Genomic DNA, 25,978 nt, shown 5'->3' on the forward strand with positions numbered 1-25,978 from the left:
GCGCAGCGACTGAGCGCCGGGAGTGAAGAACGAGACCAAGGGGGCCCCGAACCCGCGACGCCGCAGGCGGCGCCAAAAACACAGAACCTTCACGAGCAGGCCCGCTCCTCACCTTCACGAGCAGGCCCGCTCCTCACCTTCACGAGCAGGCCCGCTCCTCACCTTCACAACCCACCCAGGGCCCGAACACACCACCCATCACCCCACCCCCACCTCCCCTCCCCACGTAGCCCGACCTCCTGACCTCCACGGCCGAGTCCGTCCCCCACGCACCTCGTTCTCGGCCTCCCCGGCAAGCCCGGCCGCACCGCCCCCACCCACGATGAGCGACACTATGACCTATGCACTACCGGCCACCGACAGATCTGCCCTTCGAGACACAAACAGTCCCGGTGGTCCGCAACGGCTCCTGCGAGCCGACGTCGCCCGCCCGGTCCCGGCCCACACACAATCCTGTTCGCGCCGGTCAGCGCCGCGGAGTAGCCCGGTGAGGCGGCACCGTACCGCCCGTGGCCCGCGTGGACGCCGATGCGATGAACTACGCGCCCCGGCGCACCGCCGCCCCACCGTCCACCCGAACCCCGCGGGGCTCACCGAGAAGCCGTGCGGCGGCGTGATGTGCGTCCGGCCGCACCCCGCGCAGCAGGACGAACGCCGTCCCTGACCCCGGCCCGGTAGCGCCCGGCGGGTCGCAGCCCCGCCGAACCGGCCTGATCAGCGCATACCCGGCATACCCCCGAACAGCACCTCGAAGACCGTCGGGTGGTTCTGGTAGATCCGGGTCGATGGGATGAACGGGTTCACCTCCGAGGTGTCCGTCACCACATAGTCGGCGTGGCTGTCCGGCACCCGGTCCACCACTCCGTCGCAGCGGGGCCCGCCCGTCGCGTTCACCTTGGGCAGGTCGTTGGGGTATTGGTACGCCTCGGCGCCGTACATGAAACTCGCGTTGAAGGACGCGCCCGGGTTGCGACCGCCGAACAGGTCCTCGGCCAGCGGCATCGCCTTGGCGATCCCACGGATAACGCAGGTCAGAGCCGGTTTGTAGTTGTTGAGGAGTTCGCTGGTGGGCCGGAGCAGATCCAGCGCGGTGCCCAGGTTCTGCTCGTTCTCCGCCAGGACCGACCCGGTGGTATCGGCCAATCCGATCGTTTCGAGCAGCAGGTTGTCGAAATTCTGTTCGTTATCGGTGAGCGTGCCGCTCAGGGCGGTGGCGTTGTCCACCGTGCGCAGCAGATCGGGCGCCGTGTCCGCGTAGAGGTTGGTGACCGCCGCGGCGGACTGGAAGTCGTGGCGCAGCGCGGGCATGGTCGGGTTGATCTCGCGCAGCAGTTTGTCCGCGTTCACCAGCAGATCACCGAGTTGCGCGCCGCGGCCTTGCAGGGCCGTCCCCAGTGCGGTGAGGGTGGCGTTGAGTTTGGCCGGTTCGACCATATTCAGTACTTCGGTGAGCCGTTCGAACAGAGTGTTGAATTCGACCGTCACCGATTCCCCGCGCAGCACCTGACCGGGTTCCAGACGACCCCAGGGCTCGGGCGGCGCGACGAAGTTCACGTATTTGGCCCCGAAGACGGTGGTGGAACGGATATCCACGAGCGCGTTGCCCGGGACGAGCCCCATCAGGTTCGGGTTCATATCGAGTTCGATCCGCACCTGCCCGTTCTCGGGTTCGACCGAACCGACCCGGCCTACTTCCGCGCCCCGGAATTTCACCTTGGCATCGGGGTCCATCACCAGACCACTGCGCGGGACCACCACAGCGACGTGTTTTTCCGGGGTGAAGCCCCCGAGGAAACTCGTCAGCGAGACCACTACGACGAGTACCAGCACCGTGACCATGGCAAGCGCCGCCAGTTTGTACTGTACGGCCGACCAGATCTTGCGCAGTGTCGTATGGCCATCGGACTGGGTGCGTATGGGTACCACCACTCACCTGCCTTGCGACGTTCGGCACCCCGGCGTGCCGAACTTAACCGGAATAATGTCCAGACAGCTGTTCATGTTATGGGTGATTCGACCGGGGCGGTACGGTTTTCGCCGAATGCGCCCGGATTACTTCGCGGTACGACATTTTCGCAGGTAGAAAGTGAAAAAGGCCCGCTCACCACTGGGGCGAGCGGGCCTCGATCATAAGCCGTTACGGCATCGGTTACAGCGCATTCTCGATCGCCGCGACCAGCGTGTCCGCATCCGGTGCGGTCGTGGGGCGGAAGCGGCCCGCCACTGTTCCGTCACGGCCGATCAGGAACTTCTCGAAGTTCCACTGCACATCGCCGGCAGCGCCCTCGGCGTCAGGGGTATCGATAACCTCCCGATACAGCGGATGCCGGTTCTCGCCGTTCACATCGGCCTTTTCGAGCAGCGGGAAATCCACCCCGTAGGTGGTCGAACAGAACTGTTCGATCTCCTCGGCGCTGCCCGGTTCCTGACCCATGAACTGGTTGCACGGGAATCCGACCACACTGAAACCGCGGTCACCGTAGGTCTTCTGCAATTCGACCAAACCGGTGTACTGCGGTGTGAGCCCGCATTTCGACGCGACATTGACCAGCAGCACCACCCGGTCGCCCACCAGCTCACCCAGCGTGGCGGCCGAACCGGACAGTGTGTTCACCGGAATATCTCGGACGTTCATTCGTAGCGCACCTGCCAACTCTTGATTCCGTTGATCCACCCCGATCGCAACCGTACCGGATCCGATACAGATTTCAGGTCGGGCATGGCGTCGGCGATCGCGTTGAACATCAGGTCGATTTCGAGGCGGGCCAGATTGGCGCCCACACAGTAGTGGGTACCGGTACCGCCGAACCCGACGTGCGGATTGGGGTCGCGCAGGATATCGAAGGTGAACGGGTTCTCGAAGCCGGCCTCGTCGAAATTGGCGGAGCTGTAGAACAATCCGAGGCGCTGCCCCTTCTTGATCTCCTGCCCGCCCAGGACATGGTCCTCCGTGGCGGTGCGCTGGAACGCGGTCACCGGAGTGGCCCAGCGCACGATCTCGTCCGGCGCGGTCCGCGGGCGCTGCTCCTGATAGAGCCGCCACTGTTCGGGGTTGTCCACGAATGCCTTCATCCCGTGGGTGATGGCATTGCGGGTGGTCTCGTTACCGGCGACGGCGAGCAGGATGACGAAGAAGCCGAATTCGTCCGAGGCCAGCCCGTCCCCGTCGACATCGGCGTTGATCAGCTGCGTGACGATATCGTCGGCCGGACACGAGCGCCGCTCCTCGGCCATATTCCAGGCGTAGCCCAGGATCTCCGCCGACGCCACGGTCGGGTCGCCGTATTCGGGGTCGTCGTAGTTGAGCATCTGGTTCGACCAGTCGAAGACCTTGCGCCGATCGTCCTGCGGGACCCCCAGCAGTTCGGCGATCGCCTGCAGGGGCAGTTCGCACGCGACCTGGGTGACGAAATCACCGCCACCGGCCTTCTTCGCCTCGTGCACGATCTTGTGCGCCCGCTCGGTGAGCGCATCACGCAACCCCTCCACGGCACGGGGAGTGAACCCCTTGGAGACGATCCTGCGCACCTTCGAATGCTTCGGCGGATCCATATTCACCAGCAGCGCCTCGGTCAGCGCCATCTGGTCGGGCGTGATGTCCCCCGGCAGGCGGACGATGGAACCCTTCTGCTGCGACGAGTACAACTCCGGGTTGCGGGAAAGCTCCTTGACATCCTCCAGGGTGCTGACGACCCAATACCCGCCGTCGTTGAAACCGCCCGACGCCTCGTCGGTCTGGGCGTTCCACCAGACCGGGGCCGTCCGGCGCAGCAGCGCGAATTCCTCGACCGGGCTGCGGTCGGCCCACAGGGCGGGGTCGGTGAAATCGAAACCCGGGGGCAGTGCGGTTGTCATCTAGGAATCCTTTCCCTCTTCCGGGAGCGGCCGCAGCGGGGCTTCCGGCTGTACCTCGACGAGCACCAGATGTGCCCCGCGCGGGGTACCGACCACAGCCGAGACCGCGCGGGCCAGATCGGCGGCGCGCAGCATGTACGGATGCCGCGCGAAACCCCATGACTGCCACGATTCGAGCAGCGGTCCCACGACCTCGGGCGCGGCGTTCATCCCCATCCCGGTCACCGTCGGGCCGGGCCGGACGAGCGAGGCCCGGATACCGGTGCCCTCGAGCTCCATCCGCAGCTGCCCGACCATCGCTTCGACTCCGGCTTTGGCCGCGCTGTAGGCGCCGTTCCACGGCCGCGGCGCGGGCGCGCAATCGGAGCTGATCAGTACGACATCGCCGCGGCGGCGCTCCAGCATCCCGGGCAGCACCGCATGCGCCATCCGATGCGCACCGATCAGATGGATCTGCACTTGATGTGCGAAATCCGCGGGATCCATATCCTGAATGAGGCCGAACTCGATATCGCCGGCGCCGGAGACCAGGATCTCGGCCGGTCCGATGGCAGCCTCGGCCGCGGCCACGAATTCGTCCACCGACGACTGATCGGTGACATCGAGCCGGTGCGCGAACGCGGTACCACCGTCGGCGCGGATCTTGCCGGCCAGATCCTCCAGCACCTCCACCCGGCGCGCACCGAGCGCGACCGGATGCCCCTGGGCGGCCAGTTCCACCGCGGTGGCCGCGCCGATACCGGACGACGCGCCGGCCACGATCGTGGGCCGCTGCTCGGGGTTGGGTTCGAACCGGGGCATTACCGCACCTCCACGGAGATCGGGAGCTTGGCGAAGCCCCGTACATTGCTCGAGTGCACGCGCTCGATACCGTCCTCGAGCACCCGATAGGACTTGACGCGCGAGGAGAATTCACGCAGAGCGACCGTGGCCTCCAGCCGGGCCAGATGGGCACCGAGGCAGAAGTGCACACCCGCGCCGAAGCTGGCCAGATTGCCCTTTTCGGCACGGTCCAGGTCGTAGGCGTCGCCGTCGTCGAAAACGTCGGCGTCGCGGTTCGCCGAACCGATCAGCAGCAGCACTTTGGACCCGGCCGGGATCACCTTGCCGTGATATTCCAGATCCTCGGTGGCGGTCCGGGCGACCATCTGGCTGGAGGTGTCGTAGCGCAGGGTCTCCTCGACCCAGTCCGAGACCCGGTCCTGATCGCCGGCGACCTTGGCGTACTGCTCCGGATTGCGACCGGCCCAATACAGCGCGTTGCCGAGGAGTTTGGTGGTGGTCTCGTTACCGGCGACGACCATGAGGAACATGAATCCGATGATCTCGTCGTCGGTGAGGACGTCACCGTCGATTTCGGCGTCGAGCAGGGCCGAGGTCAGATCGTCGGTGCGCTGGGCCCGGCGCTCGGTGACCATGTTCGAGTAATAGACCACGAGGTTCAGCGAGGCCTCGATCGCCGAATCCGGGACATCGGTGACACCGTCCTCGCGGTGCATGACCATATCGGCCATCCGGCGGATCTCGGCGCGGTCGGCGGCCGGTACACCCATCATCTCGGAGATGACATCCATCGGCAGCTTGCCGGCGACTTCCTCGATCCAGTCGAACTCACCGCGTTCGAGGGCCGGTACCAGGTATTCGAGGGTCAGCTCGTGGATACGGGCTTCCATATCCGCGACCCGTTTCGGGGTGAAACCCTTGAACACCAGTCGCCGCATGCGCATATGCCGCGGATCGTCCATGGCCAGGAAGGACATGGTGCGATGCGCGTCGGGACCCCAGGCGGCCGGATCGAGTGATACGCCGTTGGCGTTGGACAGTTGCGTGGCCTGGCGGAAACCGTTCGTCACGTCGGCATGCCGGGACAGGGCGTAGAAGTCGAGCTCCGCGTTGTAGTACAGCGGCGCCTCCGCGCGCAGCCGGGCGTACGTCGGGTACGGGTCCTCGTGGAAGACGTAGTCGTACGGATCGAACGTCACCGGCTCCAACGATGCTGCCGTCATCGGATCCACCTCTGCTTCGATAACGAGTTCTCGCCGGGCGGGACGGATGCACCGCCGGGGGGAGACACATAGCTGGACATGTGTCTGGACGGTACCAGCGGCGCGGCGTCGCGACAATGATCGTACGGGAATTCGCCGCCCAACTGCGCGAATCCGATAGGCACCCGGCCGCGGCCCGGCCTTCGCTCACATCCCGCGCCGATATCGGGCACGATCAGCGCTGAGCACGATTCGATAGAACCCGTTCTTGCACTCCCCGAAGATTCCGGACTATATTCCATACACCTGTCCAGACAGTATTGGGGTCTTCAATGAACAGTCTTCTGCCCGGCGACAGTTCCCGACTGCTGATCGGCGGGAGCCTCCTCGCCGGCGGCAACGGCGTGTTCGACAATGTGAACCCGGCGACCGAGGAGGTCATCGGGACGGCGGCCGACGCGGACGCCGCCGATATGAACGCCGCGATCGCCGCCGCGCGGACCGCCTTCGACGAGACCGGCTGGTCACGCGATCACGCATTCCGAGTGCGCTGCCTGGAACAGTTGCAGGCAGGCCTGAAGGCGCACGCCGAGGAACTGCGGGAGATCACCATCGCCGAGGTCGGCGCACCTCGTATGTTCACCAGCGGTCCGCAGCTCGAAGGTCCGATCGAGGATCTGAGTTTCGCCACGAAACTGGCCGCGAACTACGAGTGGGAAACCGAGCTGGGCGTTGCCGCGCCCATGGGGATCAGCACCCATCGGGTCCTGCGCCGCGAGGCGATCGGCGTGGTCGGCGCGATCACCCCGTGGAACTTCCCGCACCAGATCAACTTCGCCAAACTGGGTCCGGCGCTGGCCGCCGGGAACACAGTCGTCCTCAAGCCCGCCCCCGACACCCCCTGGTGCGCGGCGGCACTCGGCTCGATCATCACCGAGGAAACCGATATTCCGCCCGGTGTGCTCAATATCGTCACCTCGTCCGACCACGGCCTGGGCGCCCAGCTCTCCGGCGATCCGCGGGTCGACCTGATCAGTTTCACCGGTTCCACGAATACCGGCCGCGCGGTAATGGCGTCGGCCGCCGCGAACCTGAAGAAAACCTTCCTCGAGCTCGGCGGGAAGTCGGCGTTCATCGTTCTCGACGACGCCGACCTCGGCACCGCCGTGAGCTATGCCGGTTTCTCGCTCTGCGTGCACGCGGGACAGGGTTGCGCACTGGCTACCCGGCTGCTGGTCCCCCGTGCCCGGTACGAGGAAGCACTCGAGGCCGCCGCGAACACCATGCGCGGTATCCGGCCCGGCGATCCCACCGACCCGGGCACCGTCTGCGGCCCGGTGATCTCCGACCGCCAGCGCACCCGGGTGCTCGACTACATCGATAGCGCCCGGGCCGACGGCGGCCGGATCGTGGCCGGTGGTGGCCGCCCGGCCGAACACGACCGCGGTTTCTTCGTCGAACCCACGGTTATCGCCGACCTGGACAACAGCGCCAAAGCCGCCCAGGAGGAAATCTTCGGTCCGGTGCTGGTGGTACTCCCCTACGACGGCGACGACGATGCCGTCCGGATCGCCAACGATTCGCCGTACGGCCTGTCCGGCGCGGTCTGGGGTAAGGACCCCGAGCGGATCCGCCGGGTTACCGATGGGGTGCGCACCGGAACGCTCGGTGTCAACGGCGGTATGTGGTACAGCGCCGACGCCCCGTTCGGCGGGTACAAACAGTCCGGTATCGGCCGCGAGATGGGCGTCGCCGGCTTCGAGGAATACCTCGAGACCAAGCTCGTCGCCACCGCGCAGTAGGCGCGAATGTGTGCCGCGCAGTAGGCGCGATCCCCAGTTGACCCGAAAACCCTTTACGACCAGGCTTTCCACATAGCAGCGAGGAGCTCGATCCCATGGCTCGTTTCACCGGCAGGTCCGCCATCGTCACCGGAGCCGCACGCGGTATCGGCGAGGTCTACGCGCAGGCGCTGGCCGCCGAGGGCGCGTCCGTCGTCGTCGCCGATCTGAACGTCGAAGGCGGGACGGCCGTCGCCGAGAAGATCAACGCCGACGGCGGCACCGCGTCGTTCCATACAGTCGATGTCTCCGACCCGGAGTCGGCCAAGGCATTGGCCGATTTCACCGTCGAGAAGTACGGCAAGATCGACCATCTGGTCAACAACGCCGCCATCTACGGCGGTATGAAACTCGATCTGCTGCTCACGGTGCCCTGGGACTACTACAAGAAGTTCATGTCGGTGAACCTGGACGGCGCGCTGGTGATGACCCGCGCCGTCTGGGAGAACATGGCCGCCAACGGGGGTGGTTCGATCGTCAACCAGTCGTCGACGGCGGCCTGGGTGTACTCCGGTTTCTACGGACTGGCCAAGGTCGGGATCAACGGCCTGACCCAGCAGCTGGCCACCGAACTCGGCGGATCGAATATCCGGATCAACGCCATCGCGCCCGGTCCCACCGATACCGAGGCGACCAAGACCACCACGCCCGAGAGCATGGTCAAGGATATGGTGAACCGCCTGCCGCTCAAGCGGATGGGCACACCCGAGGATATGGCCGGCGCCCTGCTGTATCTGCTCTCCGACGACGCCAAATGGGTCACCGGGCAGATCTTCTGCGTCGACGGCGGTCAGGTGATCCGCTGATGAGCGCGGACGGGGGCAGCGGCACCCGGGTCGGATTCATCGGCCTGGGCGATATGGGCGCGCCGATGGCGAAGAAGCTGCTGGACTGGTCCGGCGGCCTGACCGTCTGCGATACCCGGCCCGAGGCGCTGGAACCGTTCACCGGCGCGGGCGCCGAGGCGGCCGGCAGCCCCGCCGAACTCGCGGCGAAATGCCGCGTCATCTGTATCGCGGTGGTCAACGACCGGCAGGTCCGCACCGTGCTGACCGGTGAGAACGGCGTACTGAGCACCGCTGCACCGGGCACCGTGGTGGCCGTGCATTCCACTATCGGCGATGAATCGGCCGTGGAATTCGCCCAGCTGTGCGCCGAGCGCGGGGTGGATCTGGTCGACGCCCCGATCAGCGGCGGTGCCGCGGGAGCGAACAGCGGACGGCTGGCGGTGATGGTCGGCGGCAGCGAGAACGCCGTGGCCGAGGTGCGCGAACCGTTCGGCTGCTTCGCCGATCTGGTCGTACACGCCGGAGAAGTCGGGGCGGGTACCCGGATGAAGCTGGCCCGTAACCTGCTGCATTTCATCTCGTTCACCGCCGCCACCGAGGCACAGCGGCTGGCCGAGGCCACCGGGCTCGATATCACCGCCCTCGGCAAGGTCGTCCGCCATTCCGACGCGGTGACCGGCGGAGCCGGCTCGATCATGCTCCGCGATACCACCGCGCCCATCGAAGAGGGCGATTTCTGGTTGCCGATACTCACCCACGTCCGCGAACTCGGCGAGAAGGATCTGTCCCTGGCGCTGGAACTCGGCGGCCGGCTCGGCGCCGACCTGCCCTTGGCCGAAATCGCGCTGGCCCGGTTCGGCGAAGGCCTGGGAGTGGGCCGAGGCGATATCTCCGCGACGCGACAGCGCATCGTCTCCGCTCAGCGGGACGGCGACGGCGCCGCGGCGGCCCGGCATGACACCATCGCCGAGCGCGGTGTCGCCGCTGCTTCCGAGCAGAACGATGCGGCCGCCGCCGGACCGCAGGGCGCCGCGGCGCAGAACGACAGTAAGGAATCCGAATAATGGCCGACGCCACCCCTCTCCGCCCACTGCCCGCCGCCGAGGTCACCGAATGGGACCGCACCACCGATGTGCTGGTCGCCGGTTACGGGATCGCCGGGGTCTGCGCCTCGATCGAGGCCGCGCGGGCCGGGTCGCGGGTGCTGATCCTGGAACGCACCAGCGGCTGGGGCGGGGCAGCGGCGCTGGCCGGCGGGTTCATCTATCTCGGCGGTGGAACGCCGCTGCAGCGCGCGCTGGGCTTCGAGGACAGCCCCGAGAACATGGAGAAATTCATGATCGCCGCGCTGGGTCCGGGCGTGGACCGGGACAAGATCGGTGACTACTGCCGCGGCAGCGTCGAACACTATGAATGGCTGGTGGCCAACGGGGTTCCCTTCAAAGAGGAATTCTGGGGCGAGCCCGGCTGGGAACCCCCGCACGACGAGGGGCTGATGTATTCCGGTGGCGAGAACGCCGCACCGTTCAACACCGTCGCCGACCCCGCGCCCCGGGGACACGTCCCGCAGATGTCGAACAAGCGGACCGGATCCAAGGGCGGCGGCTACATGCTGATGAAACCGCTCGCCGAAACTGCCGAAAAGCTCGGGGTCGCAGCCGAATACGACACCCGGATCCAGCGCCTGATCGTCGACGGCGACCGGGTGGTCGGGGTGGTCGCCAAACAGTACGGCAAAGAACTGAACATCCGCGCCGAACGCGGAGTCGTGCTGGCCACCGGCAGTTTCGCCTATCACGATCAGATGATCGAGGGGTTCGCGCCGCGACTCATCGGCCGTCCCGGCGCCGCCATCGAGGAGCACGACGGTATCGCGATCCGGGTGGCCCAGGCACTCGGCGCCGACCTGGCGCATATGGATGCCACCGAGGTCGCCTTCTTCGGTGATCCGCAGATGATGGCGCGCGGCATCCTCGTCAACGGTCGCGGGCAGCGGTACGTCCCGGAGGACACCTATCCCGGCCGGATCGGCCAGATGACGCTGTTCCACCAGGAGAACCAGGCGTATCTGGTCATCGGCGAGGCCGCATACGAGGAATCACTGACCACCGAGACCTCCACCCCGTTCTTCCGGCAGCCGCCGACCTGGGCCGCGGAGAGCATCGCCGAACTCGAATCCGATATCGGCCTGCCCGAACTCGCGCTGCAGACCACCGTCGAGCTGTACAACAAGCACGCGGCGAACGGCCAGGACCCGCTGCTCGGGAAGAAGCCGGAGTGGACCAAACCGCTCGAAGGCCCGTTCGCGGCATTCGATATGCGCGGGTTCACCGCGGGATTCACGCTGGGTGGCCTGCGCACGGACCTGGATTCGCGGGTACTGCACGTCAGCGGCGAACCGATCCCCGGCCTGTTCGCCGCGGGCCGCTGCACCTCCGGTGTCTGCGCGGGCGGATACGCCAGCGGAACATCGCTGGGCGACGGCAGTTTCTACGGCCGCCGGGCCGGGATTGCCGCCGCGAAGAACTGAAACGGTACATTCAGACACATGTCCGAAGGTGAACCTGCCGTCGTGGAAGCGACCCGTCGACGCCTGTCCGCGAAACAGGCCGATACGGTCGACAAACTGACGAAGGCAGCGGTGGAGGTGCTGGCACGCGAGGGGTTCGCGGGGATGACCATCCGGATGGTCGCCGCCGCGGCCGGTGTCGGTACCGCCACCGCGTACACCTATTTCTCGTCGAAGGAACATCTGGTCGCCGAGATCTTCTGGCGCCGGCTGGTGGCCTCGCCGGCGCCGGCAATCGAGGACCCCGACCCCACGAATCGGGTCGTGGCCGAATTACGCACCATCGCCCTGCTCGTCGCCGACGAGCAGGAGGTCGCCGGGGCCGTCACCAGCGCCCTGCTGGGCCGTGACCCCGATGTCGCCCATCTCCGGGCCCGGATCGGACTGGAGATCCGCACCCGGATCGAACGTGCTCTCGGCCCCGAGCCCGACCCGGACGTGGTCGTCTCCCTCGAACTGGTCTACGCGGGCGCGCTGGTACGGGCAGGCATGGGCTACGCCTCCTACGCCGATATCGCGGACCTCATCGAAAAATCGGCGCTGTTGATACTGCGCTGAGCAGCGGAAGAAAGTTGCGGAAGCTTCTATGGACCGACCCAAACAACTCGACTCGTCCCTGGTACCCACCGTCATCAAGTACATGTCCAAGGTCAACACCTGGGCGTACAAACGCACGGGTGGCCGGATCGGCGGGACTTGGCGCGTCGGGGCAGGCTTGCGCAAACCGGTTCCGACACTGCTGCTGGAACACACCGGCCGCAAATCGGGTAAGCAGTTCACGATCCCACTGTTGTTTCTCCGCGACGACACCGACATCGTCATCGTCGCCTCCCAGGGCGGTCTCCCGAAGAACCCGCAGTGGTACTACAACCTGGTCGCCGCACCGGACACCACGGTTCAGATCGGCAAGGACCGGATCCCCGTGCGAGCCCGCCTCGCCGACGACGCCGAACGCGACCGGCTGTGGCCGAAACTGCTCGACCTGTACGCGGATTTCGACAACTACCAATCGTGGACCGAGCGCCGGATTCCGATCTTCGTCCTGGAGCCCCGTACCGCCTGACGGCGAAACCCTCCCCGGATACCGCGGTGACACCTACTCCCCGGGTGCCACCGCGATCCTCGTTCGGTTACCGGGCAGCCGGCACGTTGGCGCGCTCGGCGCCGAGCGTGGTGTCCGGGCCGTGCCCGGTGTGCACGACAGTGTCGTCCGGCAACGCGAAGAGCCGGCCGTTGATCGAGGAAAGGATGGTCGGGTAGTCGGAGTAGGACCGTCCCGTCGCCCCCGGACCACCCTCGAACAACGTATCGCCGCTGAAAACCACGCCCGCGGCCGGCAGGTGGAGGCAGCACGATCCGGGTGAATGGCCAGGTGTGTGCAGCACCGTCAGCCGCGCGCCGCCGATCTCGAAAACCTCGCCGTCGGACAGCGCGCGGTACTCGACCCCCGGATGGGTCTGCTGCCAGAGCACATCGTCCTCCGGATGCAGGTGGATCGGGGCGCCGGTAGCCGCTGACAGGGTCGGTGCGACCGTCACGTGATCGTTGTGGGCATGGGTGCAGACGATCGCCGTCACCCGGCGTCCGGCCACCGCCTCGAGTATCGGCTGCGCATCGTGGGCCGCATCGATGACCAGAACCTCGCTGTCGTCACCGACCAGCCAGATATTGTTCGCCACATCCCAGCAACCACCGTCGAGGCAGAACTGGCCCTCGGTGACGACCCGCTCCACCCGCACGCTCACAGGACCACCACCGAGCGCAGCACCCCGCCGCCGTGCATGGTGTGGAACGCCTGCTCGACCGCGTCCAGGCCGATCCGTTCGGTCACGAACTTATCCAGCGGCAGCCGGCCCTGCCGGTGCAGGTCGATCAGCATCGGGAAATCACGTTCGGGCAGGCAGTCGCCGTACCAGGACGATTTCAGGGCACCGCCGCGGCTGAAGAAATCGATCAGCGGCATCTCGAGTTTCATATCGGGGGTGGGCACGCCGACCAGCACCACGGTGCCGGCCAGATCGCGGGCGTAGAAGGCCTGCTTCCAGGTCTCCGGGCGGCCGACCGCGTCGATCACCACATCGGCACCGAAACCGTCGGTGAGCTCTTGGATCGCGGCGACCGCGTCGGTGGCGGAGGCATCGACGGTATGCGTCGCGCCGAGGTCGCGGGCCCAGTCCAGCTTCCGGGCGTCGGTGTCCACGGCGATGACGGTGCCCGCCCCCGCCAGCCGGGCGCCGGCGATCGCGGCGTCACCCACACCGCCACACCCGAATACGGCGACCGAATCGCCACGGCCGACGTTCCCGGTGTTCACGGCCGCACCGAGCCCGGCCATGACGCCGCAGCCGAGCAACCCGGCGACCGCCGGATCGGTTTCCGGATCGACTTTGGTGCACTGCCCCTCGTGCACGAGGGTCTTATCGGCGAATGCGCCGATTCCGAGTGCGGGTGTGAGCTCGGTACCGTCCTCGAGCGTCATGGGCACGCTCGCGTTGAAGGTGTCGAAGCAGTACCAGGGGCGACCGCGTTTACAGGCCCGGCACCGGCCGCAGACCGCACGCCAGTTCAGGACCACGAAATCGCCGGGCTCGACATGAGTGACCGCCGGCCCCACGGTTTCCACCACACCGGCGGCCTCGTGGCCGAGCAGGAACGGGAACTCGTCGTTGATCCCGCCTTCGCGGTAGGTCAGATCGGTATGGCATACCCCGCAGGCCTGGATCCGCACCACCACATCGCGCGGCCCGGGGTCGGGTATCACGATCGGTACCAGTTCGACCGGGGCGCCGGAACTGCGGGCGATAACACCTCGAACCTGCTGGGGCACTGTGTCTCCTCTCGGGCGGCCATGCTCTGTCGTCCATAGCGCATATGCGAGTGCCCTGCGTGGTTACGCTGCGCTGCCGCCTGCGGGCCCGACTCGCATATGCCTTGATGCACGTTGCCGCATACGTTATCCGCCCGAGCGGGCCGCCGCTCACGCCCCCGGTGCCCGCGGAGCACGCGTCAGGGGGCTTCGCGTCCGGAAAAGGCCCCGGACGAGCAGGCTGCGGGTCGCCCGCCGGACAGCCGGCCGTCCCGTCGGCAAATAGTCAGATAACTCCCCACGCCCGCAAAAGATAGGTCGCATCGGCAGCCGGCGACGTGAGGAGACTCGCCGGATTCAGCGCCGCGTACCCGGCTTCGATCATCTTGTACTTCCTCCTGCCCCCCGAACGGCGCTCGGGTCGCCGAGCATGGTGGAGCCGGGCAAACATCCGATTACCGCACGGAGCCGCTCGGCTGCGGCGGAAAACCGCGGAAGAAAAAACGATCAACTGTCCGGAAATTTGATCGGACACCTGTCCCACTGAGTGCGCACGCAATACCGCCGGCATGTTCACGACAGGTGAAACACCCGGTCGAGGAGTTCGGCGACCGGCGGCCTGTCGACCCGCACAGACGAGCGAGGACCGCCCCGATCAGCCGGCGATACCGACCTCGGGCTCCGGCCCCGGACCGTCGGCCCGCAATTTGAGCAACGTCAACCCGGCGGTACAGGCCAGGATGAGACCGATCACACTGATCACGACCTGCAGTGTCGCGATACCGAAAACCGCCGCTCCCAGCCCACTGGCGAAAATCAACCAGCCACATACTCTGCTCACCGTCGAGCCGGTCCCGGACGAACCGGAATCCGCCGGCTCCACATCCGCCTCCCGCATATCGGGCACCTTGTCTGCCCCGGGCAGTTCGGTGGCGGTGGTCTGGTCTCCCATCATCTACTCCTCGATGGCGCCGATCCGGAAATCACGTCGCGCCTACCACTTCGGGTACATCGGCACCGCGGAACTCCGGCGGCCCCATGTGTCACTTCAGCAACATAAGCTACGGCCACAACCCGACGATTGTTACGCAACACAAGCCCGCGACACGCGGACGATATCAATTCGATACCTGAATCCTGCCCCTGAGCGTGGCTTACACACCGGTAACCAGCGGAATCGGCAGGGCGGGGACTGGTTCCGGTAGACACCCTCGATTAAGGTGAGGCCACTGACATATCACAGGAGCGTCACCGATGGATAGCAAAACGAAGGTCGCCGGTCCCCTGGCCGCCGCGGGCGCGGTATCCCTCGGGCTGGTGTTCATCGGCGCGTGCGGAATCGGTCAAGATGACACCTACGTACCGCCGCCACCGATCCACTCGGGCCCGCAGGCCGTCGAGCAGGCGCGCTATGCGGACCCGACCGCCACCAGCGTGGCCCAGGTCGTGATTCCGCCGTCCCCCTCCTGGCGGATGGCCCCGGAAGCGCCGCCGCCGCGCACCCTCCCACCGGAGTACCAGATCTCGGTCACCTCGTCGGCGCCCTCGTCGACCGGCCCCGGCGAATCGTCGGAGACCGACGAGACCACCCGCCGGCCCACCCTCTCGGCAACTCCCAGCTCCGCTCCCACATCGGATCCGGATTCGGCCACCACCTCGCTACCCGCACCGGAAATCGAACCGGCACACAGCGAATCCCCGATACCCGTCCCGGGCATCGGCGCCGAAGCGGGGCCACCCGATTCCGCCACACCCCCGGTATCCCGCACCACTCCCGAGCTGCCGGTCGCGCCCGGACCAGCAGCCGAGCCCACAGCGCCCCGGCGAGAGCAATTCGATCCGGGCACCGAACCGGCGCGCACAACCATGCCCCCGGGGTCACCGACAACGGAATCCGAACAGCCCGCGCCCTACGGGTTCCCGTGGACGACTACCGAAACCACCGCGCCGGAAACCACTCCCCCCGGTGCCACCACCGTCCCGACCTCCACGATCGTTCCGACGGTGCCCCCGGGGTACGGCGGCTGAAGGGCCACCGCACGCCCGGCGTCGAACCACCGGATGCTCAGAGTTCGGCGTAGGCCACCGCACGCTGCGCTCCGGTCACCATGGGCCGCAGCGAATTGGTGAATCGCTCGGCGTCGACAGCCGCGATATCGACAATTGTGCCGGTGTGGATCGCGTAGCGACCGTCCCCGGCGATATCGATCCAGCACAGCACGCCGAACGGATCGGTTCTCGTGGGCCGGTGCACCGAGACCACGAGCTGACCGATACTGTCGCGCGGCTGTTTCAGACGCACACGGATACGGGCCGGCGCCGCCGGCCCGGAGACCGGCACGGTCACCCGGTCGCGGCCGTCGCGGAGAACCTCGGCACGCGGCGCGCGCAACCGTTCACCGCTACCGGCCGGGGCGCCCGGCAGCGCTGAGATCACTCGCACAGGCAACGAGGTGGCCGCGCCTGCCGCGATGCGTATTTCACCGCCGCGATCGGGTTCACCGCCCGGCCGCTGAGTGGCCACGACCCCGATATGCCCGGCCGAAGCACCCAGCACCCGAGTGGTCGGCTCGCCCGTACCGTCCTGCCCGAATACGGCCACACTCACCTCCGGCCCGGCCAATACCCGTAACGCGGCTTCCAGATCGGCGTCGAGCGTGGTGTCGCACCAATGCCGCAGCGCGGGCAACTGAGCGGTGCGCTCGGCGGAATCTCGGGCCGACAACCGCACTGCCAGCGGATATGGGATGCGGTCGCCGACCGTCCGCTCCCAGGCCAGGGCGAACTGGTCCGGGGTGAGGATCCAGTTCACTCCGCTTCGGTCCACTCACCCAGGACCGGCGGCGTGGTCGGATCCAGGGCACCGATCAACTGCCCGCCCGCATCCGCCGGCTCCAGGAACGTCAGGTCCTCGTCGGCGAAGTGCAATTCGTCGCCGTCGTCGTCGGTCCGATCGACGCGCGCCGGCGCAACCGGTGGGCCGGAGCGGACCGTATCGGCCGCCATCGCACCACCCATCATGCCGCCGATAGCGCCCGCGCCCATTCCGGTGATCGCCTCACCGCTCGAACCGCGCTGCTGCTCCTCACGTTTGCGGTCGTCGTCGGTGGTGGACGCGGCCGGCCGGACCGGGGCGGAGAATACCGGCACGCCCGGTGCGGCAGCGGGTGCCACGGGGGTGCCGCCACCGGACGGAACCGCCGCGGGTGCGGTGGGCGCGGGGCCCGGTAGTTCCGTTCCGGCCGTGGTGGTCGCCTGGGGCTGGTCCGCCGGGACGGGCACGCCGGGCGCGGAGGGGCCGGGCACACCGCCGGGTACCGGGCCGCCGGACCGGGACGGATCATCCTCGGCCACACCGGCCGGACTCTGCTGCCCCTCCGGAGAGGCCACAGGGTTCGGTGCGGGGAACGAAACAGTCTGTTCCACAGGCTTATCCGACCCCGGTACGGTGACGCCGGGGGTGGTGGGAGAGTCCGAGGCGCCCGGATGGCCGGACTGCGGATCGGGCAGGTCGGGAAAAGCGGGAATCTGCGAACCGGTCGGAATGAAGGCACCCGTGTAGACGCTCTCCATCACCCGCACCGCGTCGGCACGTTCGTCGTCCACCGCCCGCTGGGCCGCGATATTGCCGGTGGCCGCATGAGGGTCCAGTAGCGCGGCGCCGAGATCCGGTTCGGTACCGGACGGTTCGGCGATACCGGCACGCAGCGTTTCCGCGGCATCACCGGCCTGTCCGAGCCGTCCGGCGACCGCGGCCAGAACATCGGCCAGCTGGCGGCCGGCGATCTCGAAATCCCGGACCGCGGCCGCGGCCAGACCCGCGGCCGTGCCCCGCCAGCCGTCGGCGATGGCACCGCGGATCTCCGTATGCGCCTGCGTGACAGCGTCGTTCAGACCGCTCGCGGCACCCTGCCAGAGCTGGCCACCGGTTTGCAGCACCGAGGGGTTCAGCAGCGATACGCCGGCATGGATCTGCTCGTGGGTGAGGTTGTCGAATACTTCGACGGTCGGCGCATAGTCGGGATCCACGCGGTTGTGGGCGCCGCGTATCCCGGTTCGGGGCAGATCACGCACCGGACACCCCCGAGGCGGTTCCGAGCGCGGCCGCGACCTCGGTATCGGCCTGCTGATACGCCGCCGCGGCGATCCGGAAGGTATGCGCGAGCTGCCGTGCCGCGCCCGCGTAATCACGCAGGGCCGCGATGGCGTCACCGGCCTTGCCCTCGAACCCGCCGCGCAGCGCCGCGCCGGAGGCGAAGCCGCCGAAACCCGGCAGGGTGAGCGCCCCGGTCAGGGTTTCGATCTGCGCGTCCACCTGATCGGCGAGCTGCTCATAGCGCAGCGCGCACCGTTCGGGCGCACCCTCCGCGACCAGCACCCCATCGATCCACAGCTGCCCGTCCTCGACGGCCGAGCCCAGAGCGGCAATCGTATTCGGCTGCATCGCCGGACCCCCTTCCTGTTCCGCTGTCGCCCAGCGTGTTTCGTTTCACTCGGTACGGCGAGTCTCATATTCGCCGTACCGGCCCCGCGACGTTCTCCTGCGTCCACTGCACGATATCCGCCGCGACCCGGCCACGCACGCGCTCGTGCAGCAGATCGTGGCCCGCATCCGGGTATTCGCGCAGTGCCACCGATTTGCGCCGGTGTGCCCATTCGCGGACTGCTTCTATCGGCGCCCGCCGGTCATCGACCCCGTGCACCGCCAGCACCGGCGGCAGGGGCGCGATCTCATCCGGTACGCCGCCGAGTGCCCGCGACGGCGTACCGCACAGCACCAGGCCGGCCAGTACCGCCGCGTCCAGCGCTGGGCCCACCGGATCGTCGATGGGTGCCTTATCGTCGCCTCCTACGCCGGGAACGGGCGTGGCGGCGCCGAGGGCGGCCAGGGCCGTGACGGCACCCAGCGAATGTCCCATGAGTGTCAGCGGCAGATCGGGTGTCCGGACCCGCACCAGCGCGACGAAACGCACGGCGTCCTCCACCAGCTCCGGCAAATGGCCGGGCCGGTCGGGATCTCCCTCACTCAGCCCCTGGCCCGCGGTATCCAATGTCCACACCGCGACCCCAGCGGTGTTCAACCGGCGTGCGAATTCGTGATAGTGCCCACTGTGCTGTCCCGACCCGGGTAACAACGCCAGAGCGGAGCGGGCGCCGTCGACCGGGCGATCCCGATAGTGCAGCCGGCCGCGCGAGCCGTCGAAGAACCCCATGATCGAATTCTGGCAAAGAAGCACGGGTCGAGCACAAGTCGCGAGGCCCCGGAACGCGGCACCCAGAATTCACCGGTTGCGGGCGTTCGCGGCCCCGCCCGCCTCGACCGCCGGAAACAACCTCCGGACCAGGGCCTACGCCCCCGCAGGGGCCGGCTGGGACGCGGGGGCGGCGGGCTGGGGTCCGGGCGCAGGCGCGGGAGCGGGCGCCGGTTGGCCGGGCGCCGCCGGGACAGGTTGCGGAGCCGGCGGCGGGACAGCCGCATCCGGCACCGGGGCGGGCGCGGCGGCCGGCTCGTCCGGTACGGAGAACAGTCCGACCGTGGGCGTCATCACGCAGAGCGCGCCCGGGTAGGTGACGGTGCCCCACATCGAGGCGAGGACCGTGCCCGGTCCGCTGTTCACGGTCTGCGACAGCGACGGAGTGCCGAACTCGGTGATATCGCTGAGCGTATCCAGCCCGGCACGGCCGTTGTTGATATTGATCCAGGCGACCACCAGACCCGAGGCCTGCGCGATTCCGGAGTGCCGGGGAGTGGCGTGGAAGGTCAGCGTGCCGGGAGTGCCGTGCAGGTTCGAGCTGGGGCCGTTGGCGGTACCGGCCGCGAAGGTGGTGGTGATGACCCCGTTGTCACCGCAACCGAAGGTGGGGGCGGCGTACACGAAGGGCGCGTAGCGGGAGATATCGCTGATCTCACTGGCGGCCACGATGTCGTGGTAGTTCCGCAGGGCGTCCACCCCGGGGCGGGCGGCCGGATCGCCGGCGGTCTGCTCGGTGAGGGCGATCATCGCGGCTTCGCCGGGCGTGGGTGCGGGTTGCGCTGCCGCGGGTGTGGTGAATGTGAGCGCGGCACTGATCCCCAGGGCGGCTGCCGTGGCCGCGGTACGCGCGACGATTCTGTTGTGCACTGCTGAACTCCCTATATTCCGCTCGCGGCGATGGCGTGCCGGACCCGCCGGCTATCCCCCGCCCACCGCTGCAAGGTACCAGCCGCGGGGGGACACCGCCTGGTCACACTCTTCTCTCGGCTCGGCCGATCGGCGGCCCGCGGCAGGTGTATGTGATGCACTCGACGCGGCACGATTGGTGTGGGGTGTAAATTCGATGCGGGACAATCGAGACATAATTGGAGATGTGTATGAAACTAACTCTGTCTCCCGACGAGGTCGCCTTCCGCGACGAGCTGCGGAAGGTCTACACCACGGCGATCCCCGCCGAGATCCGTGAACGCGTGAAGTACGGTCACGAGCTGTCCCGCGAGGACATCGTGACAACCCACCGAATCCTCAACGAGCACGGTCTGGCCGTGCCGAACTGGCCGGTGGAATGGGGTGGCAAGGACTGGACCCCCATGCAGCGGCACCTGTGGCAGGACGAGATGCAGCTGGCCAGCGTGCCGGACCCGCTGACCTTCAACGCCACCATGGTCGGCCCGGTCATCGCGCAGTTCGGCTCCGAGGAACTCAAGAAGCGGTTCCTGCCGGCCACCGCCAACCTGGACATGTGGTGGTGCCAGGGCTTCTCCGAACCCGATGCGGGCTCGGATCTGGCCTCACTGCGCACCACCGCCGTCCGCGACGGCGACTCCTACATCGTCAACGGCCAGAAGATCTGGACCACCCTGGCCCAGTGGGCCGACTGGATCTTCTGCCTGGTCCGCACCGACCCGAACGCACCGAAGAAGCAGGCCGGGATCTCCTTCCTGCTCTTCGATGTGAAATCGCCCGGCGTGACCATCCGCCCGATCAAACTGATCGACGGCGGCTACGAGGTCAACGAGGTCTTCTTCGAGAACGTGCGGGTTCCCGCCGACCAGCTGGTCGGCGAGGAGAATATGGGCTGGACCTATGCCAAGTTCCTGCTCGGCAACGAACGCACCGGTATCACCGGTGTCGGCCGGACCAAGGTGAAGATCGGCGTGGCCAAGGAATACGCGGCAGCCACCAAGTCCGGTTCGGGAACCCTGCTCGAGGATCCGCTGTTCGCGGCACGGATCGCCGAACTGGAGAACGAACTGCTCGCTCTGGAGCTCACCCAGCTGCGCGTCGTATCGAACTCGGCCGAGGGTAAGCCGAATCCGGTCTCGTCGGTATTGAAGATGCGCGGTTCGGAACTGCAGCAGGCCGCGACCGAACTCCTGCTCGATATCGCCGGGCCGGACGCTCTGCCGGTCGGCGCCGGGGATATCGCGGCGCCGGAGTGGGCGCAACGTACCGGCCCCAGCTATCTCAACTACCGCAAAACAACCATCTACGGAGGTTCCAGCGAGGTGCAGCGCACCATCATCGCCTCCTCGATCCTCGGATTGTGAGGTCAGGCCATGGATTTCGATCTCACCGACGAACAGGTCATGCTCCGCGATACGGTGCGTGACCTGCTCAACCGTCACTACAACCCGGAAGCCCGGATCGCCGTCACCGGTACCGACCTGGGCTGGAGCCGCGAGGTCTGGGGTCAGCTCGCCGAACTGGGCGTCCTCGGACTGAGCTTCCCCGAGAAGGACGGCGGGATGGACGCGGGCCCGGTGGAAACCATGCTGGTACTCGAGGAGATCGGGCGACGGCTCGCGCCGGAGCCGCTGCTGGACGCGGTGCTGGTACCGGGTGGCCTGATCAGCGCCGCCGGAACCGCCGATCAGCGGCAGCGGATCCTGCCCGAGGTCGCCGCCGGGTCGAAACTGCTCGCCTTCGCGCACGGTGAACCCGGTACGCGCTGGCCCGATCACACCATCGAGACCGCTGCCACCACGCAGGGCGACGGTTACGTGCTCAGCGGTGTCAAGAATCCGGTACCGCACGGTGACTGCGCCGACGAACTCGTGGTCAGCGCGACACTGCCCGGCGGCGGTCTCGGATTGTTCCTGGTCGCGGCGGATGCCACCGGCGTGACCCGGACCCCGTACGCGACGGTCGACAGCCTGCGCGGCGCGCAGGTGGAGTTCGCCGGTGCGCCGGCCGAACTGCTGGGCACGGCCGAGGATGCCACCGCCACCGTGAACACGGTGCTCGTCGCGGCCCAGGCGGGTCTGTGCGCCGAGTCGATCGGGGCGATGGAAGAGTCGCTGCGCCTGACCACCGAGTATCTGAAGACCCGTAAGCAATTCGGGGTGACGCTGTCGAAGTTCCAGACGCTGACCCAGCGCGCCGCGAATATGTACGTCTCGCTCGAACTGGCCCGCAGTATGAGCTACTACCTGACGGCGTCCCTGGTCGACGCCCCGGGCGATCCGGTGCTCGCCTCCCGGTCACGGCTGCAGATCAGCCGCTCGGCACGGCATATCGGGCAGGAGTCGATCCAGATGCACGGCGGTATCGGCGTCACCTCCGAGTACCCGGTGGGGCATTACACGGCCCGGCTGACCGCCATCGAGCGCACGCTCGGCAGCAGTCTGGAGCATCTGCGGATTCTCACCGCCCGGGTCGGTGATTACGCGCAGCCGGAGCTGTAGTCCGCGTCCGGCCGGGCCCCGCCACTCAGCGGGTGTCCGGCCGGAGCAACTCGGTGACCTCCGTATCGGCGAGCTGATGGAAATCGCGATAGGCGCCACCCACCCCGGCCAGGGCTCCCGGCGCCAGCGGGCACACCACTTCGTCGGCTTCGGCGCGGATCCGCGGTAGCGCCTCCGGGGCCGAGACCGGTACCGCGACCACAAGGCGGCGAGGCTCCTGAGCGCGGGCCACCCGGCACGCCACAACGACCGAAGCACCCGTGGCGATACCGTCGTCGACGATCACCACGGTGCGGTCCCGCAGCGGGATCGGCGCGATACCACCCCGCCAGACCGCACTGCGCCGCGCCAATTCGGCGCGTTCCTCCGCTTCGATCGCATCCAGCCGCGCGGGATCGAGGCCGGTCTGGCGTACGACATCGGCATTGATCACCCGGACCCCGTGTTCCCCGATCGCCCCCGCCGCCAGTTCGGGCTGCCAGGGCACACCCAATTTGCGGATCAGGAGGATATCGAGATCACCGCCGATGACCTCGCGCACCGCCGCCGCCACCGGCACACCACCGCGCGGCAGTCCCAGCACCAGTGGATCCGCCGCACGCAGGTGCGTCAGTTCGCTTCCCAGCGCACGCCCGGCAGATAGGCGATCGGCGTAGAGCATTACCCCCTGACGCTACTCGCCTCCGGCGCCGCCACGGTGTATCTGCGCAGCGCCAGGCTCGGATTGTTCCGGCGCACCTTGTGCAGTACCTCCGGGTCGAGCTCGGCCACAGCGATCCCCGGCTCATCGGCGAGCTGATGCAGCACCCGGCCCGCGGGGTCGATGATCATCGAGGAACCCGCACCGCGCGGCCCGCACTGATCGGCCGCGGCCAGATAGACGGTGTTCTCGATGGCACGGGCCCGCAGCAGGGTGGTCCATTGATCGACCTTGCCCGGGCCCGGTATCCACTGCGCGGGCAGCAGCAGCACCTGCGCGCCGGCGGCGGCCAGACGCCGGAAACCCTCCGGGAAGCGCAGGTCGAAGCAGGTCTGCAGACCGAACGTCAGACCGCTCGCGGTGAACAGGGGTGGGCCGGTGAGCGGGCCGGGGCGCACGATCTCCGATTCGAGCTGCCCGAAGGCGTCGTAGAGGTGCACCTTCCGGTACTGGGTGCACAGCGCACCGTCGGGACCCAGTACGACCAGGGTGTTGTAGATCCGGCCGTCGTCCGGTTCGGTGGTTTCGACGACCCCGGCCACCAGATACACCCCGGTATCGGCGGCGAGCCGGGCGAGTGCGGTGACATACGGCCCGTCGAGCGGCTGGGCGGCCGCGCGCAACCGCTCGTCCAACCGGCCCAGGGCGAACATCGAGTACTCCGGGGCGACCACGACACGTGCACCCTGCTGGGCCGCGGCACGCACCCGCTCGGTGAGGGCCGCGAGGTTCGCGTCGATATCGGTATGCGGTGCGAACTGCACTACGGCGAGCGCCGTGGTGTCCGCAGGCGGTTGATCGGCGGCGTCGGCATCCATGCTCACACCGTATGGCCCGGTGGGCCGGACAACCAGGCCGTACCAGTAAACTCCTGGTCAATGAGCACCAATCAGGGCGACGACAGCCTCGGCGAGGACCCTGGCCAGACCGAAGCCGAAAACGCCGGACCGTCCTTCGCCGATCTCGGGATCGATGACCGAATCCTTTCGGCCATCGCCGATGTCGGCTACGAGTCCCCCTCTCCCATCCAGGCGGCGACCATCCCCCCGCTGCTCGAGGGCGCGGATGTGGTGGGTCTCGCGCAGACCGGTACCGGTAAAACGGCGGCCTTCGCGATCCCGATCCTGATGGGTCTGCTGGAGGATCGCCCCGTCGGCAAACAGCCCGCCGCCCTGGTGCTGGCCCCGACCCGGGAGCTCGCGATCCAGGTCGCCGAGGCCTTCGGCCGTTATGCCACCCATATGCCCAACACTCATGTGCTGCCGATCTACGGCGGCCAGAGCTACGGAGTGCAGCTCTCGGGTCTGCGCCGTGGCGCGCAGGTCGTGGTGGGCACTCCCGGCCGGGTGATCGATCATCTGGCCAAGGGCACGCTGGATCTGTCCCAGCTGCGCTATCTGGTGCTCGACGAGGCCGACGAGATGCTGAAGATGGGGTTCCAGGAGGATGTCGAACGCATCCTCGCCGATACCCCGGCCGAGAAGCAGGTGGCGTTGTTCTCCGCCACCATGCCCGCCGCGATCCGCAAGATCTCCAAGCAGTATCTGCGCGAACCGGTCGAGATCACGGTCAAATCCAAGACCAGCACCGCCACCAATATCAGCCAGCGCTGGGTACTGGTATCCCACCAGCGCAAACTCGACGCGCTCACCCGGATCCTCGAGGTCGAGGCCTTCGAGGCCATGATCATCTTCGTGCGCACCAAACAGGCCACCGAAGAGCTGGCCGAGAAACTGCGCGCCCGCGGGTTCTCGGCCGCGGCGATCAACGGTGATATCGCCCAGGCACAACGCGAGCGGACCATCGGCCAGCTGAAAGCCGGCACGCTGGATATCCTGGTCGCCACCGATGTCGCGGCCCGCGGCCTCGATGTGGACCGTATCTCGCATGTGGTGAACTACGACATCCCGCACGACACCGAGTCCTATGTGCACCGGATCGGCCGCACCGGCCGCGCCGGCCGCAGCGGTGAGGCCCTGTTGTTCGTCGCCCCCCGGGAACGCCATCTGCTCAAATCCATCGAGCGCGCCACCCGGCACCCGCTGACCGAAATGCAGCTGCCGAGCGTGGACGATGTGAACGCGCAGCGGGTCGCGAAATTCGGCGACACGATCACCGAGAACCTCAGCTCGGACAATCTGTCGCTGTTCCGCAAACTCATCGAGGACTACGAACAGGAACACAACACCCCGCTGGCCGATATCGCCGCGGCCCTGGCGGTCGCGGGACAGGACGGCGAGAGTTTCTTCCTCGAACCCGAACCGGAACCGGTGGAGCGGCCGCGCCGGGAACGCGCACCGCGCCGGTTCGACGAGGGCGGTTTCGACGATCGCCGCGCACCCGGCCGGAGTCGCGCCACCGGCGCCGAACTGGCCACCTATCGCATCAGCGTCGGCAAACGGCATCGCGTGGTGCCGGGCGCGATCGTGGGTGCGATCGCCAACGAAGGCGGCCTGCGGCGCAGCGATTTCGGGCATATCAGTATCCGGCCCGATCACAGCCTCGTGGAGCTGCCGGCCCAGCTGCCGCCGGAAACCCTGGAAGCACTGCGGCGTACCCGGATCAGCGGTGTGCTGATCCAATTGCAGCTCGACTCCGGCCCTCCCGGACACCGCCCGCTCGGCCGCGGGCCGCGCCGCGACGGTCCGAAACGGCAGGAGCGGCGCAAACCGCGCTCGTAGAATCCCACGGTCCGTACCACCAGGTCGGAGGCTGTGATTACAGTGGGCCGCGTCCGGTGTGCGCGAACGCGCCCGCCGGGGGTATCACTGG

24 protein-coding genes and 1 pseudogene are annotated in these 25,978 nt (G+C 67.6%); 10 read left to right on the forward strand and 15 right to left on the reverse strand.

Features of this window, described 5'->3' with window-relative positions:
- Positions 1-714: 714 nt before the first annotated feature.
- The 5 genes from ABZ827_RS15550 to ABZ827_RS15570 form a co-directional block, all read right to left on the reverse strand.
- On the reverse strand, positions 715-1,887 hold the full coding sequence (locus ABZ827_RS15550; protein WP_357237715.1) for an MCE family protein: 1,173 nt from the start codon (positions 1,885-1,887) through the stop codon (positions 715-717).
- 262 nt (positions 1,888-2,149) lie between these two features.
- Positions 2,150-2,635, reverse strand: a complete 486-nt coding sequence (locus tag ABZ827_RS15555; protein WP_357237442.1) for a glutathione peroxidase — start codon at positions 2,633-2,635, stop codon at positions 2,150-2,152.
- Positions 2,632-3,855, reverse strand: a complete 1,224-nt coding sequence (locus ABZ827_RS15560) for a cytochrome P450 (RefSeq protein ID WP_357237443.1) — start codon at positions 3,853-3,855, stop codon at positions 2,632-2,634. Before ABZ827_RS15560 ends, ABZ827_RS15555 begins: the two co-directional genes overlap by 4 nt.
- The gene (locus ABZ827_RS15565) at positions 3,856-4,656 is read right to left on the reverse strand and encodes an SDR family oxidoreductase (RefSeq protein WP_357237444.1); all 801 of its coding nucleotides are present in this window, start codon (positions 4,654-4,656) and stop codon (positions 3,856-3,858) included.
- Positions 4,656-5,861, reverse strand: coding sequence for a cytochrome P450 (locus ABZ827_RS15570; protein ID WP_357237445.1), 1,206 nt, complete (start codon positions 5,859-5,861; stop codon positions 4,656-4,658). Before ABZ827_RS15570 ends, ABZ827_RS15565 begins: the two co-directional genes overlap by 1 nt.
- Positions 5,862-6,172: 311 nt before the next feature.
- Between ABZ827_RS15570 and ABZ827_RS15575 the strand changes: the two genes are divergently transcribed.
- The 6 genes and pseudogenes from ABZ827_RS15575 (at position 6,173) to ABZ827_RS15600 (ending at position 12,101) form a co-directional block, all read left to right on the forward strand.
- Positions 6,173-7,642: an aldehyde dehydrogenase gene (locus tag ABZ827_RS15575; RefSeq protein WP_357237446.1), complete on the forward strand. Its 1,470-nt coding sequence runs from the start codon at positions 6,173-6,175 to the stop codon at positions 7,640-7,642.
- 95 nt (positions 7,643-7,737) lie between these two features.
- On the forward strand, positions 7,738-8,487 hold the full coding sequence (locus tag ABZ827_RS15580) for an SDR family oxidoreductase (protein WP_357237447.1): 750 nt from the start codon (positions 7,738-7,740) through the stop codon (positions 8,485-8,487).
- A pseudogene (locus tag ABZ827_RS15585) lies at positions 8,487-9,374 on the forward strand (NAD(P)-dependent oxidoreductase); the annotation flags it as partial. The gene ABZ827_RS15580 and the pseudogene ABZ827_RS15585, both read left to right, overlap by 1 nt.
- Positions 9,375-9,532: 158 nt before the next feature.
- Positions 9,533-10,999, forward strand: coding sequence for an FAD-dependent oxidoreductase (locus ABZ827_RS15590; RefSeq protein ID WP_357237448.1), 1,467 nt, complete (start codon positions 9,533-9,535; stop codon positions 10,997-10,999).
- 18 nt (positions 11,000-11,017) lie between these two features.
- Positions 11,018-11,596, forward strand: a complete 579-nt coding sequence (locus ABZ827_RS15595) for a TetR family transcriptional regulator (protein WP_357237449.1) — start codon at positions 11,018-11,020, stop codon at positions 11,594-11,596.
- A gap of 28 nt (positions 11,597-11,624) precedes the next feature.
- On the forward strand, positions 11,625-12,101 hold the full coding sequence (locus tag ABZ827_RS15600) for a nitroreductase family deazaflavin-dependent oxidoreductase (RefSeq protein ID WP_357237450.1): 477 nt from the start codon (positions 11,625-11,627) through the stop codon (positions 12,099-12,101).
- 67 nt (positions 12,102-12,168) lie between these two features.
- Here the strand turns inward: ABZ827_RS15600 and ABZ827_RS15605 are convergent, their stop codons facing one another.
- The 3 genes from ABZ827_RS15605 to ABZ827_RS15615 form a co-directional block, all read right to left on the reverse strand.
- A complete protein-coding gene (locus ABZ827_RS15605) occupies positions 12,169-12,783 on the reverse strand; it encodes an MBL fold metallo-hydrolase (protein ID WP_357237451.1) in 615 nt (204 codons plus the stop codon).
- Positions 12,780-13,865 carry an S-(hydroxymethyl)mycothiol dehydrogenase gene (locus ABZ827_RS15610; protein WP_357237452.1) on the reverse strand — a complete coding sequence of 362 codons (1,086 nt, stop codon included), beginning with the start codon at positions 13,863-13,865 and terminating at the stop codon, positions 12,780-12,782. The genes ABZ827_RS15605 and ABZ827_RS15610 overlap by 4 nt, the downstream gene beginning before the upstream one ends.
- 634 nt (positions 13,866-14,499) lie before the next feature.
- On the reverse strand, positions 14,500-14,796 hold the full coding sequence (locus ABZ827_RS15615; protein ID WP_357237453.1) for a hypothetical protein: 297 nt from the start codon (positions 14,794-14,796) through the stop codon (positions 14,500-14,502).
- A gap of 302 nt (positions 14,797-15,098) precedes the next feature.
- On the opposite strand from ABZ827_RS15615, the gene ABZ827_RS15620 reads away from it, so the two are divergent.
- Positions 15,099-15,872 (forward strand): hypothetical protein, encoded by a 774-nt coding sequence (locus ABZ827_RS15620; protein WP_357237454.1) that lies wholly within the window; start codon positions 15,099-15,101, stop codon positions 15,870-15,872.
- 37 nt (positions 15,873-15,909) lie between these two features.
- Here the strand turns inward: ABZ827_RS15620 and ABZ827_RS15625 are convergent, their stop codons facing one another.
- From ABZ827_RS15625 to ABZ827_RS15645, 5 genes are all read right to left on the reverse strand, one after another.
- Positions 15,910-16,656: an ESX secretion-associated protein EspG gene (locus ABZ827_RS15625; protein WP_357237455.1), complete on the reverse strand. Its 747-nt coding sequence runs from the start codon at positions 16,654-16,656 to the stop codon at positions 15,910-15,912.
- Complete coding sequence (locus ABZ827_RS15630; protein ID WP_357237456.1) at positions 16,653-17,918, reverse strand: hypothetical protein; 1,266 nt, start codon at positions 17,916-17,918, stop codon at positions 16,653-16,655. Before ABZ827_RS15630 ends, ABZ827_RS15625 begins: the two co-directional genes overlap by 4 nt.
- Positions 17,911-18,288 carry a hypothetical protein gene (locus ABZ827_RS15635; RefSeq protein ID WP_357237457.1) on the reverse strand — a complete coding sequence of 126 codons (378 nt, stop codon included), beginning with the start codon at positions 18,286-18,288 and terminating at the stop codon, positions 17,911-17,913. Before ABZ827_RS15635 ends, ABZ827_RS15630 begins: the two co-directional genes overlap by 8 nt.
- Positions 18,289-18,352: 64 nt before the next feature.
- A complete protein-coding gene (locus tag ABZ827_RS15640) occupies positions 18,353-19,057 on the reverse strand; it encodes an alpha/beta fold hydrolase (RefSeq protein ID WP_357237458.1) in 705 nt (234 codons plus the stop codon).
- Positions 19,058-19,192: 135 nt separating this feature from the next.
- Positions 19,193-19,966, reverse strand: a complete 774-nt coding sequence (locus ABZ827_RS15645) for a hypothetical protein (protein WP_357237459.1) — start codon at positions 19,964-19,966, stop codon at positions 19,193-19,195.
- A 230-nt stretch (positions 19,967-20,196) separates the two neighbouring features.
- Between ABZ827_RS15645 and ABZ827_RS15650 the strand changes: the two genes are divergently transcribed.
- Both ABZ827_RS15650 and ABZ827_RS15655 read left to right on the forward strand, forming a co-directional pair.
- Positions 20,197-21,369, forward strand: coding sequence for an acyl-CoA dehydrogenase family protein (locus ABZ827_RS15650; RefSeq protein WP_357237460.1), 1,173 nt, complete (start codon positions 20,197-20,199; stop codon positions 21,367-21,369).
- A 9-nt stretch (positions 21,370-21,378) separates the two neighbouring features.
- Positions 21,379-22,506 (forward strand): acyl-CoA dehydrogenase family protein, encoded by a 1,128-nt coding sequence (locus ABZ827_RS15655; protein WP_357237461.1) that lies wholly within the window; start codon positions 21,379-21,381, stop codon positions 22,504-22,506.
- A 25-nt stretch (positions 22,507-22,531) separates the two neighbouring features.
- Here ABZ827_RS15655 and ABZ827_RS15660 read toward each other — a convergent pair whose 3' ends face one another.
- A complete protein-coding gene (locus ABZ827_RS15660; RefSeq protein WP_357237462.1) occupies positions 22,532-23,167 on the reverse strand; it encodes a phosphoribosyltransferase family protein in 636 nt (211 codons plus the stop codon).
- On the reverse strand, positions 23,167-24,024 hold the full coding sequence (locus ABZ827_RS15665) for a carbon-nitrogen hydrolase family protein (protein WP_357237463.1): 858 nt from the start codon (positions 24,022-24,024) through the stop codon (positions 23,167-23,169). The genes ABZ827_RS15660 and ABZ827_RS15665 overlap by 1 nt, the downstream gene beginning before the upstream one ends.
- A gap of 60 nt (positions 24,025-24,084) precedes the next feature.
- On the opposite strand from ABZ827_RS15665, the gene ABZ827_RS15670 reads away from it, so the two are divergent.
- Positions 24,085-25,887 (forward strand): DEAD/DEAH box helicase, encoded by a 1,803-nt coding sequence (locus ABZ827_RS15670; protein ID WP_357237464.1) that lies wholly within the window; start codon positions 24,085-24,087, stop codon positions 25,885-25,887.
- Positions 25,888-25,978 lie beyond the last annotated feature (91 nt).

The sequence above is a fragment of the Nocardia sp. NPDC019395 genome (assembly GCF_040632335.1).
GTDB lineage: Bacteria > Actinomycetota > Actinomycetes > Mycobacteriales > Mycobacteriaceae > Nocardia.

What these genes read in the sequence shown, in the direction of transcription:
- ABZ827_RS15655 (WP_357237461.1), top strand. Translation starts at nt 21,379, where the DNA reads ATGGATTTCGATCTCACCGACGAACAGGTCATGCTCCGCGATACGGTG.
- ABZ827_RS15670 (WP_357237464.1), top strand. Translation starts at nt 24,085, where the DNA reads ATGAGCACCAATCAGGGCGACGACAGCCTCGGCGAGGACCCTGGCCAG.
- ABZ827_RS15555 (WP_357237442.1), bottom strand. Translation starts at nt 2,635, where the DNA reads ATGAACGTCCGAGATATTCCGGTGAACACACTGTCCGGTTCGGCCGCC.
- ABZ827_RS15595 (WP_357237449.1), top strand. Translation starts at nt 11,018, where the DNA reads ATGTCCGAAGGTGAACCTGCCGTCGTGGAAGCGACCCGTCGACGCCTG.
- ABZ827_RS15665 (WP_357237463.1), bottom strand. Translation starts at nt 24,024, where the DNA reads ATGGATGCCGACGCCGCCGATCAACCGCCTGCGGACACCACGGCGCTC.
- ABZ827_RS15570 (WP_357237445.1), bottom strand. Translation starts at nt 5,861, where the DNA reads ATGACGGCAGCATCGTTGGAGCCGGTGACGTTCGATCCGTACGACTAC.
- ABZ827_RS15560 (WP_357237443.1), bottom strand. Translation starts at nt 3,855, where the DNA reads ATGACAACCGCACTGCCCCCGGGTTTCGATTTCACCGACCCCGCCCTG.
- ABZ827_RS15635 (WP_357237457.1), bottom strand. Translation starts at nt 18,288, where the DNA reads ATGCAGCCGAATACGATTGCCGCTCTGGGCTCGGCCGTCGAGGACGGG.
- ABZ827_RS15640 (WP_357237458.1), bottom strand. Translation starts at nt 19,057, where the DNA reads ATGGGGTTCTTCGACGGCTCGCGCGGCCGGCTGCACTATCGGGATCGC.
- ABZ827_RS15575 (WP_357237446.1), top strand. Translation starts at nt 6,173, where the DNA reads ATGAACAGTCTTCTGCCCGGCGACAGTTCCCGACTGCTGATCGGCGGG.
- ABZ827_RS15580 (WP_357237447.1), top strand. Translation starts at nt 7,738, where the DNA reads ATGGCTCGTTTCACCGGCAGGTCCGCCATCGTCACCGGAGCCGCACGC.
- ABZ827_RS15590 (WP_357237448.1), top strand. Translation starts at nt 9,533, where the DNA reads ATGGCCGACGCCACCCCTCTCCGCCCACTGCCCGCCGCCGAGGTCACC.
- ABZ827_RS15565 (WP_357237444.1), bottom strand. Translation starts at nt 4,656, where the DNA reads ATGCCCCGGTTCGAACCCAACCCCGAGCAGCGGCCCACGATCGTGGCC.
- ABZ827_RS15650 (WP_357237460.1), top strand. Translation starts at nt 20,197, where the DNA reads ATGAAACTAACTCTGTCTCCCGACGAGGTCGCCTTCCGCGACGAGCTG.
- ABZ827_RS15660 (WP_357237462.1), bottom strand. Translation starts at nt 23,167, where the DNA reads ATGCTCTACGCCGATCGCCTATCTGCCGGGCGTGCGCTGGGAAGCGAA.
- ABZ827_RS15620 (WP_357237454.1), top strand. Translation starts at nt 15,099, where the DNA reads ATGGATAGCAAAACGAAGGTCGCCGGTCCCCTGGCCGCCGCGGGCGCG.
- ABZ827_RS15600 (WP_357237450.1), top strand. Translation starts at nt 11,625, where the DNA reads ATGGACCGACCCAAACAACTCGACTCGTCCCTGGTACCCACCGTCATC.
- ABZ827_RS15615 (WP_357237453.1), bottom strand. Translation starts at nt 14,796, where the DNA reads ATGGGAGACCAGACCACCGCCACCGAACTGCCCGGGGCAGACAAGGTG.